This window comes from Kovacikia sp. CALU 1929 (assembly GCF_056784235.1).
Window position 1 is genome coordinate 22,085 of the sequence record NZ_JBXBCF010000119.1, and the last position, 15,948, is coordinate 38,032.

The 15,948-nt window shown below is 48.7% G+C and carries 12 protein-coding genes; 5 read left to right on the forward strand and 7 right to left on the reverse strand.

Features of this window, described 5'->3' with window-relative positions:
- The first annotated feature begins 94 nt into the window (after window positions 1–94).
- A complete protein-coding gene (locus AC1S52_RS32570) occupies window positions 95–1,078 on the forward strand; it encodes an alpha/beta hydrolase family protein (protein WP_482033210.1) in 984 nt (327 codons plus the stop codon).
- A 90-nt stretch (window positions 1,079–1,168) separates the two neighbouring features.
- Here the strand turns inward: AC1S52_RS32570 and tpiA are convergent, their stop codons facing one another.
- The 6 genes from tpiA to AC1S52_RS32600 form a co-directional block, all read right to left on the reverse strand.
- Window positions 1,169–1,894: a triose-phosphate isomerase gene (gene tpiA / locus AC1S52_RS32575; protein ID WP_482033211.1), complete on the reverse strand. Its 726-nt coding sequence runs from the start codon at window positions 1,892–1,894 to the stop codon at window positions 1,169–1,171.
- A 480-nt stretch (window positions 1,895–2,374) separates the two neighbouring features.
- Complete coding sequence (locus AC1S52_RS32580) at window positions 2,375–3,073, reverse strand: phosphatase PAP2 family protein (protein ID WP_482033212.1); 699 nt, start codon at window positions 3,071–3,073, stop codon at window positions 2,375–2,377.
- A 217-nt stretch (window positions 3,074–3,290) separates the two neighbouring features.
- The gene (locus AC1S52_RS32585) at window positions 3,291–4,502 is read right to left on the reverse strand and encodes an MFS transporter (RefSeq protein WP_482033213.1); all 1,212 of its coding nucleotides are present in this window, start codon (window positions 4,500–4,502) and stop codon (window positions 3,291–3,293) included.
- Window positions 4,503–4,556: 54 nt separating this feature from the next.
- Window positions 4,557–4,853 carry a hypothetical protein gene (locus AC1S52_RS32590; RefSeq protein ID WP_482033214.1) on the reverse strand — a complete coding sequence of 99 codons (297 nt, stop codon included), beginning with the start codon at window positions 4,851–4,853 and terminating at the stop codon, window positions 4,557–4,559.
- Window positions 4,854–4,886: 33 nt separating this feature from the next.
- Entirely contained in the window at window positions 4,887–6,599 is a 1,713-nt protein-coding gene (locus AC1S52_RS32595) for a tetratricopeptide repeat protein (RefSeq protein WP_482033215.1), read from the reverse strand.
- Window positions 6,600–6,728: 129 nt separating this feature from the next.
- Window positions 6,729–7,016: a hypothetical protein gene (locus tag AC1S52_RS32600; protein WP_482033216.1), complete on the reverse strand. Its 288-nt coding sequence runs from the start codon at window positions 7,014–7,016 to the stop codon at window positions 6,729–6,731.
- Window positions 7,017–7,661: 645 nt separating this feature from the next.
- Here AC1S52_RS32600 and AC1S52_RS32605 point away from each other — a divergent pair.
- Both AC1S52_RS32605 and AC1S52_RS32610 read left to right on the forward strand, forming a co-directional pair.
- A complete protein-coding gene (locus AC1S52_RS32605; RefSeq protein ID WP_482033217.1) occupies window positions 7,662–11,981 on the forward strand; it encodes a PAS domain S-box protein in 4,320 nt (1,439 codons plus the stop codon).
- Between the two features lie 404 nt (window positions 11,982–12,385).
- The gene (locus tag AC1S52_RS32610) at window positions 12,386–13,414 is read left to right on the forward strand and encodes a hypothetical protein (protein ID WP_482033218.1); all 1,029 of its coding nucleotides are present in this window, start codon (window positions 12,386–12,388) and stop codon (window positions 13,412–13,414) included.
- Between the two features lie 116 nt (window positions 13,415–13,530).
- On the opposite strand, the gene AC1S52_RS32615 is transcribed toward AC1S52_RS32610, so the two are convergent.
- Window positions 13,531–13,935: a QcrA and Rieske domain-containing protein gene (locus AC1S52_RS32615; protein WP_482033219.1), complete on the reverse strand. Its 405-nt coding sequence runs from the start codon at window positions 13,933–13,935 to the stop codon at window positions 13,531–13,533.
- Window positions 13,936–14,484: 549 nt separating this feature from the next.
- On the opposite strand from AC1S52_RS32615, the gene AC1S52_RS32620 reads away from it, so the two are divergent.
- Window positions 14,485–14,934: a ribonuclease III domain-containing protein gene (locus tag AC1S52_RS32620; RefSeq protein WP_482033220.1), complete on the forward strand. Its 450-nt coding sequence runs from the start codon at window positions 14,485–14,487 to the stop codon at window positions 14,932–14,934.
- A 260-nt stretch (window positions 14,935–15,194) separates the two neighbouring features.
- Complete coding sequence (locus AC1S52_RS32625; protein WP_482033221.1) at window positions 15,195–15,818, forward strand: DUF8166 family protein; 624 nt, start codon at window positions 15,195–15,197, stop codon at window positions 15,816–15,818.
- Window positions 15,819–15,948: the final 130 nt, after the last annotated feature.

The window sequence follows — 15,948 nt, forward strand, 5'->3', positions numbered from 1 at the left end:
TATAGCGTTTCCTTTCTGGGTGAGGTATATCTCATCTGTTTGACTCAAGGATTCTACAGCTATCCATGTACCTCACTGGATTCAAAAAAGCTATATGAACATTCGATCGCTTTTCCAGGCTAATAAGGTTCAAACGGCTTCTGCTCCCTACGACACTATTCACCTCAAAGTTTTCTACCCCGCCCAGATGTCGGGTAGTGAGCAGGAGCAGACCATAGGGATTGTGCCAGCAGACCCGCAACACTCGCCTTTTCCAGTGGTCATTTTTTTCAATGGGGTGAACTGTGGACCGGAGGTTTACCAGTGGTTAGCAGTGAAACTGGCAGCACGGGGGTTGGTTGTCGTCACTTTCTCCTGGGTTGCCGAAAATCTTCCAGGCATGATCGCCCTTACTCCGGGAGTCGATATAACCCGGCTGACTCCCAGTACCTATGGCACAGGTCCTACGGCTTCTGCCTTACCATCCCTGCTCCAGGTTTTAGAGAAGCTCCAGAACCAAGGAGTATTAGCCGGATTGCTTGATCTACAGCGGGTTATCTTAGGTGGGCACTCGGCGGGAGGTCGAGTTGCGATTGAAAGTGCCGATCCCAACTTTTTTCCCCATCTGGTGGCGGCATTTGCCTATGGTGCCCATTCTGCCGGTGTGATGCAATTAGGGTATGAACCCGGTACAATCCTGCCCCTGCCCGATTCCCTACCGATGCTGTTGCTGGGAGGTACCTGTGACGGAGTGATTGCCAACAGCAGCGATCGCTACGGCGTTATCTGGGAGAAAGCCACCACTCCCGTAGAGCGCACCTTCCATGAAGCGATCGCCGGGGGGAGAAACGACAGCTACCTGATCCTGTTAGAGGGAGCCAACCATTTCTGCCTCACCCATCCTTTTGATGACACCACTGGTAGACCATTCCTGGACTACCCCGCCACTCAACCCCCAGAAAAAGTTCGAGATTTCGTGGCAGAGATTATTGGGTTATTTATTGATGCCCATGTGCGCCAGCAGCCAACTGCCCACCAAGCACTTGACCAGCTTATAAGATGTGACAATCCCTTAATTGCATCTTTTGAGCAAAAGTAGAGCAGTATTCTGCTCTACCAACCATTTCAGGTCCCCGGAGTCTTCAAGATTCCAGGGGGCTTGAAAAAAGGTTGCCACCCTCAGAACTGTTTAGCGGAAGTTAACGATCCGGGCAAAGCTATCCGGTTGCAAACTGGCTCCACCCACCAGGGCACCATCAATTTCTGGTTGCGCCATAATCTCATCGATATTGTCAGGCTTGACTGAACCACCATACTGAATCGGCACGTCAGGATTGTTCAACTGCTTACGAATCAGCCCAATCACCCGATTTGCCTCGACCGATTCGCAAGTGTCGCCCGTTCCGATCGCCCAAATGGGTTCATAGGCAATCACCAGATTGGATTGGTCAATGCCAACCAGCCCTTTGTCAATTTGATTGAAGATGACGGATTCCGTTTCATTAGCATCCCGTTGTTGTTTGGTTTCACCCACACAAAGGATGGGACTCAACCCGTTAGCCTGAGCCGCTTTCAGGCGGAGATTGACGGTTTCATCTGTTTCACCAAAGTACTGCCGCCGTTCACTGTGTCCAATAATGACGTACAGAACACCAATTTCTGTCAGCATTGGAGCCGCAATCTCTCCCGTGTAAGCTCCCGCTTTTTCCCAGTGAACGTTTTGGGCACCGAGGCGAATGCGGCTACCGTGCAGACTTTGGGAAAGACTGCCCAACGTAGTAAACGGAACGCATAGAACAATTTCGCGATCGTCCGGTGTCTCATCCAGGTGAGGGACAAACCCTTGCAGAAACTCCATTGCCTCTGCCTGAGTTTTGTACATTTTCCAGTTGCCAGCAATAACAATTCTTCGCACGAGTCGCTCAGTCGTTAAGGATAGGTGAAAAAGACCATCCTCCAGTCTACGGCTTCAGGGGGACATTTAGGTGAAGAGATTTAAATCCCTGACTTCTTGGTCAGGCTGAATTCAGGACTATAGCGTTTTTGAATCCAGTGAGGTACATGGATAGCCGTAGAATCCTTGAGTCAAACAGACGAGATGTACCTCACTCAGACAGGAAACGCTATATACGATTCAGCAAACTCGACGCTGTATGGCTCAGACCTCCGAGGTTTTTGGAAACCTCGGAGGTCTTGTGTGGTTTGTGGGCTAGTTGGAAGTTTGGTAGTTCACTTCGGTAAAGGATAAAGAAAAAGCAAGACTCGTCAACCTGCGATCGCCTTCGTCATTGCCTGTTATGTCTGCAAAGTCTTCCCCCGTACCTTGATCTGGTTGGAATTGCAAATTGTGTTGACAATAGATCCATCAACTTCTGCTCTCCTTCGTGTTCCTCAGTTAGAAGTGTTCCATGTTTGCTGTGATGGATTCTGGTAGTTGATCTAACTTCTTGATCGAGACATTTTGGGGTTGAATTAGCAGCATGATTCCCACTGACCAGGCGATCGCCAGCATCCATCCCGCCAGAATATCGCTAGGATAATGCACCCCCAAATAAAGCCGTGTCCAGCCAATCGTTAACACAAACAGGCTACAGCCAATCACCGCAAACCAGCGCCAGCGGGTATTCCAAGCTAGCACAATTAACACAACCGCAAACGAGGCACTGGACATCGCGTGTCCACTCGGAAAGGCATAGGTCAAATTGGGCGGCAACACTTCCCACACATGGGGACGTTCCCGGTGAAAAAACAGCTTGACAGAGTGGTTAAGCAAGGCGCTGCCGATGGGAGTAAGCACCAGGTAAAGGAGCGATCGCCAGTTGCGCCGGTAAATCAGCACCCCACCAAGGACGGTCAACACAGGCACCACTCCCCAGGACACCCCCAGGGGAGTCAACGTATGGGCAAGCGAATCTAGAATGGGTCGGGCAGTTGTATGAACCCATTGCAGGAATGGAATATCCCAGATAAACCCCTTACCCTGCTGCCAGACATGGCTTGCGAGGACTAGAAAGACCAGCAATGGCAAGAAAACTCCCAGCAAAAACCCGCTCACTAGGCGGGAGGCAAAAAATTGATTTTTAGACGATTCCATAGGGGTAATGGTTGACTTGTTCTCAACTGAGTTCTCTTCTCTACCCTATTAAAGTGGGGGATTGCATACCCTCTACATCTACCTATGGAAGCATACTAATTATCCCAGACTCACAAACACAAGGCTGACAAACCAGTAGTCAATTAATTGTGTTATGCCTTTTCGCCGATCGCACGTTCGTTAGCATTTTCCCTATTCCATCCAGCAATTTGGATGGCTACAAATTGGGTTGAATAGGTTTCTGAATGGTTTGTTTGACTTCAACTTGTTCTGCAACTTGGTGCCTCTGGAACCAGAAGATTGCTATCAGGATGCTCAAAACCATTGGAATTCCAGCAAGGTTGACGGCTTGCCAGCCCAGATTTTGAAACAGACTACCGGAAAGTATGGTTGCAAAGGCAACAAACCCGAACATGAGAAAGTCATGAACTGCCTGGGTTTTTGCTTTTTCAGCAGGCGTGTAGGTTTCGGTCAACAACGTGGTTGAACCGATGAAGAGAAAATTCCAGCCAATTCCTAGCAGCATTAATGCAACTGAGAAGCTGATTAGCCCGGTACTCCCCAGGTTGATTAATATACAAAGGAGACTGATGATTCCTCCCAAACCGAGGATGGTCAACACCCCAAATCGGGCAATTAAAAACCCGGTGGCAAACGATGGCGCAAACATCCCCAGAACATGCCACTGGATCACGGTTGCTGCTTCATGGAAGGGATGAGCATTGGCGACCATTGCTAACGGAGTTGCCGTCATCACCATGACCATCACCCCATAACCCAACATACTACCCAATACCGCCACGATAAATAGCGGTTGTCGCATAATCACAGGTAGCGATCGCCCCTTTCCCTCAAGTTCAACATTGGTAGGACGGGGTAATTTCAGCAGCAATAGAATTCCCAAAGACAGAATTTGCAATAGAGCAATCATTGCCAGCGACCCAGCAAAGGTTGCAGGTTGTAGCCAATCCTTAGACCAGGTAGCCAACTGGGGACCTGCCAGGGCTGCCAGCACACCACCTGCCATGACCAGAGCGATCGCCTGCGATCGAAAGGCATCCGTTGAGACTTCAACAGCCGTAAAGCGATAGAACCCAACAAAACTGTTAAAGCTACCAAACATAATGGCAGACAGACAAAACAGAGCAAAATTATGGACAAAAACGGCGTAAATTCCCAGCCCTGCCCCTGCTAAACCAATCAGAATGCCGATGATAAATCCAAACTGTCGCCCTCCCCAACGCATCAGCAGAGAGGCAGGAATAATAACGCCCATTGTGGCAAGCTGAAGCAATGCCAATGGCAGGGTTGACAGAGACTTATCCGTTGCCAGGGTTTGACCAATGAGCGCTGCTACTGTGAATAGAATGATATTCCCGGTCATTGCCAGAGCTTGACAGAGGGCTAATAGTACAACTTTCTTTTGCATCAGGTGTCAGGTGTTAGGTGTCAAGCACGGTAGCTAGATTGATGTCGATTTCTGCTAGTCAAGACCGTAATACTGATCCAGCCAGATCATTACTTCATCTTCTGAACTCATGTAAAACATATGAGCTGTTAGTGGGTCATAGACATTCCACCAAAGGTTGCCTCCATCATCAATGGTTTTCCAGATCTTAGGTTCACCACTTGGAGCCATCGTATTGATTAGCATTTGCCAGATTCTAGTAAACCAGGACAGGGCGGGCTTTGGATAGGTCAGTTTCGGTTCGGGTACCCAATCGGGAATCAGTTCCAGTTCTTTGTAAATCATCCACTTGGTTTTGGTATTAGTGTGCATAGGTTTGGGGAGAGGAGTGAGGAGAGTGGTTAGCTAGAAGCGAGAGGCAACGATTTTCACGTCAGAGTATTTCCAGGCTTCTTTGAAACGTTTTTTCACTGCCTGGGCTTCTTTGGTTTTGTTTTGAGCTTGCAGACTTTGCGCCAATCCATAAAGGGACCAGCCATTGTCCGGGTAGATCTTCAGGTCTGCCCGGTAGACCTGCTCGGCTTCTGGAGCACGATTGGCTTTTAGCAGCACAGCCCCCAGAGATTGACGGGCAGGTTGATACCAGTCCGCCGGTTCGGTATAGACCAGGGCATCTTCTCGCTTGATTGCTGTTTGCAGGTGGGAAATTGCTTCTTCGTAATTGCCCTGGATTGCTGCCAGTTCGCCAGAAAGCACTTCCGAAGCGATGGTGAGAATATCCGCCGTGGAGTTAAATCCCCAGATTTTGATGTCTTTTAATGATGGATCAGCCGCGATCGCTTGCAACTGCTTCAATTCCTGGGCTGCCTGTTGCGGCTGTTTCTTTGCTAGAAATGCTCTGCCCCGGATGTAGTGATACACCCCATTGGGGTATTTGAGATCCGAATCGGGTGCAGCCAGCGCCAGGATTTCATCCCACTGACCAAAGCGGGTACGGGTAAACATAGGAATCGTGTAGTAGTGCTGCAACGACCCCGCCATCTCAGGCTGACGCATGGTTTGAGGATTCACCTTTGCCGTTTGAATCGCGGCATTCATCGCGACGTCTCTCTGTCCGGTCATTAAGGCGGCAAACCAGAGAAAGTGGTGATTGTGGGGCATATAGGCATCGGCATACATACCCTGGGCATGGCAGATGGCGGCATACTGATCATCCGCCTTAATCCCCAGTTGATTCGAGAGAACCGCATCATGGTAACGACCGGTGCGGATATAAATATGAGATGCCATGTGAACCAGGTGCCCAGAACCAGGAACCAGTTTCATCAGGCGATCGGCTGAGGGTAAACCCAATTCGGGCCGTTCTTTTTCCACGGCATGAATATAGAGGTGGTTGGCACCGGCATGGTTCGGGTTACGCTGCAAAATTCCTTCCAGCGTTGTCATGATTTCAACCCCTTCCGGTTTTGGTGTCCCATCCTCTTCCCAGTAGTCCCAGGGAGTGGTATCCATGAGTGCTTCTGCAAATAAAGTGGCAGCATCTAAATCGTCAGGATAACGTCTGGCAACTTCCCGCATAGCATTGGCATAGGCAATGTCGTAGGATTTGCGGTCTTCAATGTGCTGCTGGGGATAGCGGGTGGCTAATGCCTGGATATATGCCTGCTCCTTGGCACTGGCGTTTTTGCTCAACCGGATGGCTGTCTGAAGCGCTTCCCAAGCTTCCGGAACGGCATCCTTCTCCATCGGAGCATTGATATTGGGACCCAGGACATAGGCAATGCCCCAGTAGCAGATGGCACAGTCGGGGTCGAGTTTGGCTGCTTCTTTAAAGGAACGGGCAGCGGCATCATGGTTGAACCCGTAGGCAAGCGTCATGCCCTGATCAAAATAGCGCTGAGCAAGTTTATTTTTAGTGGAAATGGGATGGTGCAGGTTGCCCAGATTCTCATAAAGTGGGGCGTAGGGTTTAGATACTTTGGGGTTGGTATGTTCGCCTGATTTTGTCTGACTACTTTCAGGCAGGTGAGCGATCGCGTGTTTTGTAGATATCACAGACCCTACAACCAGCCCAACCGCAACTATCAGGCTTAGAAGGAATGAAGTTGTTTTTTTCATGGGAATGAACTCCTTGGTGGATTGGGAAATGGGAGGTAGGGTGTGTGTGGAGGAAGTAGTTGTTAGTTGTTAGTTGTTAGTTGTTGGTGAGGTATGGAGTGGAGGGCTGGGTAGTATGGCGAAGCCGAGCTAATCAAAGGAGCGACTATAGTGATGCTCCAGCCAAATCCGGACTTCCATTTCGGATGCTAATCGGGCAGAGTAACCTGTAGTTGGGTCGTACACATACCACCAGGTATTGCCTGCGCGATCGCAAATTTCCCGAATTTGGAGTTCAGGCTTTTGTGTCAAGGTGTCTACTACAAAATTCCAAACTTTGCCTAACCAGGATCTAATCTGACGGTGAGTTAGCCGCTTCTCAGTTACCGAGTCAGGAGCGAGTTCCACTTCAAGATCGCTGACATACTTTGCTTTCATCAAAAATTCTCCTCGCATTTCGGGAACTACCTGTAAAGGTAAAAAGAAATCGAGAAGAACAAGAGAAGATAAAGCAACGGAGCGATTTGACTGACAAATCTTCTTACTCCTCTGGTTGTCAATGTGCAGTGGCTTCTCTGGGAATAACCCCGGCTAAAGTATTGTTCATTAATAAAACCTGCTATGTACAGGCAAAGTCTACCTACAGCTTGTGGCACGGCGGGTCAACGCAATGCTTTTGAGCCTGCACAGGTTGAGTTGGCTGAACTGGACGGGGATTCCGACCGCCAACCCAGGATTGTTTGGCTAACTTTCTAGCCCTTTTCTGTAAACGTTTTGTAAAAAAAGTAACATTTCATCCAGGCTGTGCAACATTAAGAATAAATTAACTATACCTCCAGAGCCAGTCCTGTTTACAGCGGTTTTCAGGCGAGTGTCACACAGCGAATGCCTGTGTAATTGATGCTATTTATCTCACTACTCAGAGAATTCGTTTGATTGGCTCATCTTAGTTGCCTGGTGTTATTACTGAATACTTTTAGTCCTTTATACAGCTATGAATGAACCAGATGGTTAGTGCTTCTCTTCTGAAGCTCCTTTGGTTAATCCAACTGATTTGTTTTACTCTGTTCAAGAGTTTGACTCATGACATTCACCCATCACAACTTCCATTTAAAACGAGTTTCAAATTCATCTAAATCGACACTAGACGTACCCGTTGCCGAGTCCGTCATTGAACGTCGAGGCATTCAACCAGAACCACAAGAGGTAGCGCCCCGCAAGAATGTTGCAGCAGAACTGAGAACATTAATAGGTTCTTTTTTAGAAATTAATCCATTGCCAACTGCGCTGATCTGCTTGGAGAGCGATCGCGTCCTATTGCAAAATAACCTGATCGCCAGTTTCTTCGGTATTTTGAGGGATGGGGCTAGTCTTGATTACCTAAGTCTTGCTTTTTATGCTAATTCAACTGATCACGTTCAAATTATTACTCAGTTAAAAAATAGCCAACCATTAATTAACTATCCATTAAAGCTAAGACGCATCAACGGAGAAATATTTGATGCACTAGTCTCAGCCAAAGTTATCAATTATGAAGGGACTCAAGCGGCATTAATGGTGTGGATGGATATTACCAGGCAACAGCCAGTTCAGCCCAATCGCCCTTTACCAGATCTCTCTATTTGCCAGGAAATTATTCACCGTCAGCAGTTAGAGGCAGATTGGCAAAAATTTGTGGCATTGGTTGAAAATAGCAATGACTTTATTGCCATGTCATCCCTGGCAGGTGAGGTCCTTTATGTCAATCAGGCGGGACGCCAGTTGGTTGGCTTAGACAGCCTGGACGAAGCGAAAAGCAAACGGATCTCCGATTATCTACCAGACGAAGATTTGGGGCAGTTCTGTGAAATCACTCTGCCTACGATCCAGAGTACAGGGCGGCATGAAGGCGAGGGAAGGCTGCGCCACTTTGCCACAGGTGAATGCTTTGACATGTACCGGAGTTGTTTTGTGGTCAGGCATCCGGAGACGAGGGAGGTCCTGTGTCTGGCAACTATTCAGCGCAACATTACGGCTCAAAAACGGGCAGAGCAGGCACTCCGAGCCAGTGAAGAACGGTTTGAAACTCGTGCCCGTCAGCAAGCAGCTGTAGCAGAATTGGGGCAACGAGCGCTGGCAAGAACGGATCTTTCTACCCTGTTGCACGAAGCTGTGAGACTGGTGGCTCAAGTTCTTGATATCAAACTTTGTGGGATTCTGGAACTGCTGCCAGGAGGCAATGCTTTGCAACTACAGGCGGGGGTAGGCTGGCGGCGGGGGTTGGTAGGAGTCGCACGGATTGGGACGCAGCCAAATTCTCTGATGGGGTATACCCTTCTAGCTCAAGCTCCTGTGATTGTAGAAGACTTTCGGGTGGATACCCGGTTTGGGGGTTCTCCCCTGTTGCATAATCACCATGTAATTAGTGGCATTAGTATCCTAATTCCAGGGCAGGGACAACCGTTTGGCATTCTGGGTGGGTATTCAAACCAGCCCCAAATATTTACCCAGGATGATGTTCATTTTCTTCGGGCGATCGCGAATGTGCTGGCAACCGCCATAGAACAGAAGCAGGTAGAAGACCGTCTAAGACTGATGGAACGGGCGATCGCGGCAAGCAGTAATGGTATTGTGCTGACCGATGCTAATCAACCCGATAATCCCATCATTTATGTCAACCCAGCATTTGCAGCGATGACGGGCTACACCCCTGATGAAGTGCTGGGTAGCAACTGCCGCTTCTTGCAAGGAACAGATATCAATCAGCCTGCACTTGATCAGCTACGTTCTGCTCTCCAGGAACATCGGGAATGTCATGTCACTTTACGCAATTACCGTAAAGATGGCACCTTATTCTGGAATGAACTCTATGTCGCACCAGTATTTGACGCTGAGGGATGTGTGACTCACTTTGTTGGAATTCAAACCGACATCACCCATCGCAAGCAGGCAGAAGAGGCGTTACGGGAACAGGAAGAAAAGTATCGCCAAATTGTGGAGATTGCGACTGAGGGTATCTGGGTACTGAACCGGGATAACCAGACCAGCTTTGTGAATCAACAAATGGCAACGATGCTGGGCTACTCAATTGACGAGATGCTGGGTGAAACCCTTTTTTCCTTCATGGATGAGGAAGGAATTGCGATCGCCTATGGTTATTTGGAACGCCGCCGCCAAGGCATTAGCGAGGCGCACGATTTCAAATTCCGTCGCAAGGATGGCTCTGACCTGTGGGCAATCCTATCCACCGCGCCCTTTCTGGATCAGCAAGGAAATTATGCCGGTGCCCTTGGGATGATTACTGACATCACCGAACGCAAGCGCATGGAGAATGAACGCGAACGGGCAGAAATCGCTTTACGTGAAAGTGAGCAGCGGCTTAATAGCATCCTTCATTCCCTGGAAGATGTGGTTTGGTCTGCTTCGGCAACGGGGACGGAGTTTTTCTATCTCAATCCTGCGGCAGAGAAAGTTTATGGTCGCGCAGTAGTAGAGTTTTTCAGGAACTCTAATCTCTGGCTAGAGATGGTTCACCCAGAGGATCAAGCCTATGTCTGGGCAGAATCTCAAGCAATGCTGGAAACGGGCAGCAAAGATAGCGAGTACCGGATTATTCGACCCGATGGTGAAGTCCGCTGGTTGAGAGAACGCTGCCACGTCATTTGCGATATTGAGAGTAAAACGACGCGACTGGATGGGATTGCGACCGATATCACCACGCGCAAGCAGGCAGAAGAGGCATTGCAGAAAAGCGAAGAGCAGTTCCGTCTAATTTTTGAACTGGCTCCGATTGGGATTGCGTTGAATACTCTGGAAGGGGGTTTTCTCAGGGTTAATCAAGCATTTTGTGAGGTCATGGGCTATACCGCTGAAGAACTGGCTGACCGCTCCTTTGCCGACATTACCCACACGGATGACCTACATGTGGATCTGGCGCTGACCAAAAAGCTGATTCAAGGAGAGGTTTCCCATTTTCAAATTGAAAAGCGGTACATTGCCAAAAATGGTAGGGTCGTCAATGCACTCCTGCAAGCAACCCTGATCCGGGATGAAAATGGAATCCCCTTGCAAACCATTGGTCAAATTGTCGATATCACGGACCGTAAACGGGTAGAGGAACAGTTAGCCCATGATGCTTTTCATGATGCCCTAACTGGACTTCCCAATCGGCTGCTGTTTATTGATCGCCTTAAGCAGGCGATCGCCCGCACCGAGCGTTATCCCACCGAGCAGTTTGCGGTCCTATTTCTCGATCTCGATCGCTTCAAAGTCGTTAACGACAGTCTGGGACATGTGGTGGGTGATCAGCTATTAGTCGAAATTGCCGGTCGCTTACAGTCCTGTCTGCGACCGGGGGATACCGTTGCCCGGTTAGGTGGAGATGAATTTACCATTTTGCTCGACTCAATTAAAAGTGCAGATGATGCGATCAGCATTGCTGAACGCATCCAACAGGCACTTCGGGCACCCCTACGCTTAAACAACCATGAGATCTTTACCACTGCCAGTATGGGCATTGTCATGCATGGAGCCAGCGCTGCTCAACCCGAGGATTTACTGCGAGATGCCGATACCGCCCTGTACCAGGCAAAGGAACAGGGCAAAGATCGTTATGCGGTCTTCAATGCCGACATGTACAGTCGGGCAGTCGCCCTATTGCAGCTAGAAACCGACCTCCGCAGGGCAATAGATCGCCAGGAGTTGCGGGTCTTTTACCAACCGATTGTGGCGTTAAAAACGGGCAAGATCAGTGGATTTGAAGCACTGGTTCGCTGGCAACATCCAGAACGCGGATTGATTTCTCCCGCTGAGTTTATTCCAGTTGCAGAGGAAACTGGGTTGATTGTACCAATTGGGCAATGGGTGTTATGGGAATCTTGCCGTCAGCTACGCCAATGGCAAGTGCAATTTCCTGCTTACAATTCCCTCAGTATTAATGTCAATCTTTCTAGTAAACAACTTTCGCAACCCAATCTGGTTCAAGATATTGCTCAAGTTCTGCAACAAACTGGGTTAGCACCCGACAAGTTGAAACTGGAAATTACTGAAAGTGGAATTATGGAAAATTCCAGTTCTGCTGCCAGGTTACTTCAGCAATTAAAGGCACTGGGTGTGCAGTTATGTATTGATGATTTTGGGACTGGATATTCCTCCCTCAGCCGCCTACACCAATTTCCGATTCACACCCTAAAAATCGATCGCTCCTTTATTCGTACTATGGGGCAGGAGGGAGAGAATGCCGAAATTGTCCGGGCAATTCTAACCCTATCCCATAGTTTAGGCATGGATGTGGTTGCAGAAGGGATTGAAACAGCAGACCAGTTAGCCCAATTGAAGCAATTAGATTGCGAATATGGACAGGGCTACTTGTTCGCTAAACCGTTAAATCACAAAGCCGCAGAAGCTTTGATTGCAACGGCATGAATCTAAAAACTTGTTCGTTGTAGAATCGACAGCACTGCTCACCAATAGACTGACATCAAGCCAATCTCTACCAAAATCCCTGACTTCTTTGGAGAAGGCAGAGATCTCGTGCAGTCAATTGACCCGATAACTGATTGGCAGCGATTTTCGAATGGGTAAACGATTGCTTTGATTGTGGGTTATGGGTTAAAGGGTATAGAAACGCAGGAGTGTAGTTAAGTGCAATGGAAATGGCTGCTAGGTGCAACGGATACGCCTGATCGTGTAGCCCACTGGCTGTTACAGAAACTGTAACCAGACAGGGTTTCAGGAACTTTAGACTCGGTACTCAACGTCAGCGAAACTATCACTTGACGGATTGCTTTCCAGTTGTGATGAACCCTGTTGATGACGGAGATTCACCGATGAAAACTATGAACCATTTATCTACTATTGCAAACCGCGATCGCGCCTCTCAAAAACTTGCGCTGACTTTTGCGTTGGCAAGCCTTCTTGCCAGTGGATTGGAACTGATGAAACCTAATCTGGCAAATGCCAATAGCCTGAATTCTGCTGGAACCACGGTTAGCCAGCTTTTTCCCAATCAAAACCTTTGGGGTAATAATTTACCAAACCGGGTAGAACGGGCAGTTCTTCAGGATGCATCCCGGCGATCGGGGGTTCCAGTTGGCAGGCTCCGAATTGCTCAGGTAACGCCCAGAACCTTTGGTAATCCCTGCGAGTTCAACTTTGGCGAAGTTTGCACCCGCGAGTATCGTCCAATTCAAGGCTGGGAAGTGGTGGTGCAGGCAGACCGGCAACGCTGGACCTATCATGTCGATCGCACTGGCTCCCAAATTGTTGCAGACCCAGGTCGATCTAACTCTACAGCCAACCTCCCCGGACCCGCTCGTAACGCTGTTCTACGAGATGCCTCCCAACAATCAGGTCTACCGATCAATGCCTTGCAAATCACCCGTGTCAACTCCAGAACCTTTAGTAACCCCTGCGAGTTCAACTTTGGCGAAGTTTGCACCCGCGAGTATCGCCCCGTAGAAGGGTGGGAAGTGACTGTACAGGCACGGGGACGATCCTGGAACTATCACGTCAGTCGTTCTGGGTACCAGGTAGTCCTTGACCCCAGGACAGGTGGAACCAGTGCCAATGTGCCTGCGGCAGTGCAGCAAGCAGTCTTGCGCGATGCTGCCCGTCGTTCAGGGCAACCGCTCCCCTCACTGCGAATTACCGAGGCAACCCCCCAAACCTTTGGCAATCCGTGTCTGTTTAATTTTGGTGAACGGTGCACCCGCGAGTACCGCCCCATAGAAGGGTATAGAGTGGTGGTGCAGGTGCGTCAACGAGCCTGGACTTATCACGTCGATCGCACCGGCTCTCGAATTGCCCTCGACCCCAGACTGGGAATTCGCAATACTGGCATCCGGTTTTTCCGATAACATTCAGCGGTCTGCGGTACATGGGTTCACCAACCGTAGGAAAGGCGGGTTCTAAATGTAGTTCTGCACCGATATTTGGAGTGCAGAACTGCATCAGTCGGTGGGTGAAATACTACTCATACTTTGACTTGAACAGAATCGCCCTCAATTCTGACCGGGTAGGTCTTTAGTGCCGTTCCTGCCGGACCTTTCGCAACCGCACCGTCGGCATTGAAACGTGCTCCATGACAGGGGCAAACGAACGCTTTTTGGTCACCCTGCCACTGAAGGTCACAACCTTGGTGAGTACACTTTGGGTTTACAGCAAAAAGATTACCTGATTGGTTTGGGTCACGCACAATTACAACACTTTCTGCCCCAAATCTTTGATAGGTAAGCTGACCAGTTTTGTCGAGATCCGCAGCCGATCCAATGATGCTGAACCCATCCTCTGTCGATTGGGAACAGGCGGCAAGTGCCACAGGTAAGCAACTGGAAAGCCATCCTAGCCCAACCCATGTCACAAAAGTGCGGCGGTCCATCAAATTGAGTCCTTTTCCTGAAAGCTTGGTGCATCTTAACAAAGAATTTTAACGATTGGCTACAACGGTTTTCACTGAGAGAAATGAACCTTCCACCCACTGCAATACGAGGATCCGTAATGAGCTAGGTTCTTGTGGCGATGGCTGAATATTGCCTCTGGAGATTCAAATGAATGTGGGGGTTAAACCTCACCAAAGACTAGATGGATATGCTATCTTGAACAAGTGTTGGTTGAAATTAAACCAACTTTAACCCTTTGAAATTAAGACCGTTCAGGCAACAAGGAGGTGATGCCCATGCAAGATAGTAGTAAACGCTTGGGTCATCAAACTGAAGTTAGCCGGCTGTGTGCCGGGGCTGTTCTCTAAACAGTCAGCCGTAGTTCACCTGAGCTATTACAACCAAGAGTTGGGCTGATTCGGAGTTCCTTCCGGCAGTCTGGTTTCAGTTTGAAGACCCCCTAGACCGCTCCTATTTGAACTATCCTGGTTTTCGCAGGTGTTCAGATAGGAGCGGATAGTTTTTGGGGATATTTTTAATGCTCTCTTATGACCCTCGAAGAGAAACTCGGCTACTTCTTTTTTGACAAACGGCTGCTGAAACGGGCATTAACAACCCAAGCCTATGCTTTGGAAGCCTATCAGAAAGGGCAACCTTGTGAAGATCAGCAGGTGTTTTGTGTGCTGGGAGGGGAGGTACTTAAGACAGTCTTAACTGAACTCTTGATTAGGGCAGGTTATCAGACCAGGGGCGATATTGTCGAAAAGAAGAAAGAACTGGAGTCTGAAGCAAACCTGGCAAGGATTAGTGAAGAAATTGGGGTGAGTTTTGTTATCAAGCTGGGGGAAGGGGAGAAAAAGCAGAGAGCTTACGAACACCCCCAGGTGCTAGCAGAAACCTTTGAGGCAGTGATTGGCGGAGTCTACTTAGATGGTGGATATCGTGCAGCCAGAGAAACCATTCTGCGACTGTTTAAGGAATTTTTTCCGGAAACTTAGCTCTGAATCACTTTGCTGTTGCCCTCAACCGGATACCAGACTACGGCTTCCATAAAGAAATAATCTAGTCTCAGTTTATCGAAACAGAGCGATCGCTCGCCTATCAACTTCTGGCGTTACTGATTCCAGAGATGAATTAAACTGAGATGAACTTAGAACGAAGTTTCAGTGCATCCTGCTTTTCAGCAGCACACAAGGGGTCTACTCGTACAAATGTTTCAGTTTCACCGTCCTTGCGTATCCTTGTATGGAGCCTTGATATGCAATCAGGAGAATTTGCTGTGCGTTTGGGCAAAGTCGTTAAATCCAATTCTCACTGTGACTACATCGTAGAACTGGATGATGGAAAGAGCTATGACAATGCGCCTGAACCCGATGACTATGGATTTGGTTCCTTCGTCAAGTTAGAGAGTGAAGGTCGGCATTGGGCAGTAGGGCTAATTTACAACTCCCAACTATTCAATCCCATGTTTCTCAATATGGGACCGCGCCTGACCAGCGATCCCGATCCCGTATTTTCCCCAGACCTGATCGATGAAACCCGTACCCTTTTAGGTACCGTCCTAATTGGTACTTTAGTGCAGAAAAATGGCGAGTCTTATGGCATCCACGGTATTCCTAAAATAGTCGTTCCGATTAATGCTGTGGTCTATAAAATGGCTCAGGACGAAATCTATCGTTTTCACCTGAACCAGGAACTGCGTCCCCAATTTTGTTACTACAGTCATCTACTGAAATGTGGTGGAGCATTTGCTGCCCAACTGACTCAGCAAGTCCTAACCGAGTTGATTGATACCAATCTCTTTACAGGCGCAGATCAGCGGGCACTAAACATTTTGTGTAAAGAACTGTCCTGGAAAACTACGATGGGAGCGATGCGATGAAGGGGAGGAATCGGGAAATGGGGAATAGGATATTCACAAACAAAAAACCGACAGCTTCTAGAAGAAACCTGCCGGCAGTCGTGTGTTCCCTGTTGATGACTCGGCTAAAGTTGAGTCTCCTTTAGTATGT

What these genes read in the sequence shown, in the direction of transcription:
- AC1S52_RS32585 (WP_482033213.1), bottom strand. Translation starts at nt 4,502, where the DNA reads ATGCAAAAGAAAGTTGTACTATTAGCCCTCTGTCAAGCTCTGGCAATG.
- AC1S52_RS32600 (WP_482033216.1), bottom strand. Translation starts at nt 7,016, where the DNA reads ATGAAAGCAAAGTATGTCAGCGATCTTGAAGTGGAACTCGCTCCTGAC.
- AC1S52_RS32625 (WP_482033221.1), top strand. Translation starts at nt 15,195, where the DNA reads ATGCAATCAGGAGAATTTGCTGTGCGTTTGGGCAAAGTCGTTAAATCC.
- AC1S52_RS32595 (WP_482033215.1), bottom strand. Translation starts at nt 6,599, where the DNA reads ATGAAAAAAACAACTTCATTCCTTCTAAGCCTGATAGTTGCGGTTGGG.
- AC1S52_RS32620 (WP_482033220.1), top strand. Translation starts at nt 14,485, where the DNA reads ATGACCCTCGAAGAGAAACTCGGCTACTTCTTTTTTGACAAACGGCTG.
- AC1S52_RS32590 (WP_482033214.1), bottom strand. Translation starts at nt 4,853, where the DNA reads ATGCACACTAATACCAAAACCAAGTGGATGATTTACAAAGAACTGGAA.
- AC1S52_RS32580 (WP_482033212.1), bottom strand. Translation starts at nt 3,073, where the DNA reads ATGGAATCGTCTAAAAATCAATTTTTTGCCTCCCGCCTAGTGAGCGGG.
- AC1S52_RS32570 (WP_482033210.1), top strand. Translation starts at nt 95, where the DNA reads ATGAACATTCGATCGCTTTTCCAGGCTAATAAGGTTCAAACGGCTTCT.
- AC1S52_RS32615 (WP_482033219.1), bottom strand. Translation starts at nt 13,935, where the DNA reads ATGGACCGCCGCACTTTTGTGACATGGGTTGGGCTAGGATGGCTTTCC.
- AC1S52_RS32610 (WP_482033218.1), top strand. Translation starts at nt 12,386, where the DNA reads ATGAAAACTATGAACCATTTATCTACTATTGCAAACCGCGATCGCGCC.
- AC1S52_RS32605 (WP_482033217.1), top strand. Translation starts at nt 7,662, where the DNA reads ATGACATTCACCCATCACAACTTCCATTTAAAACGAGTTTCAAATTCA.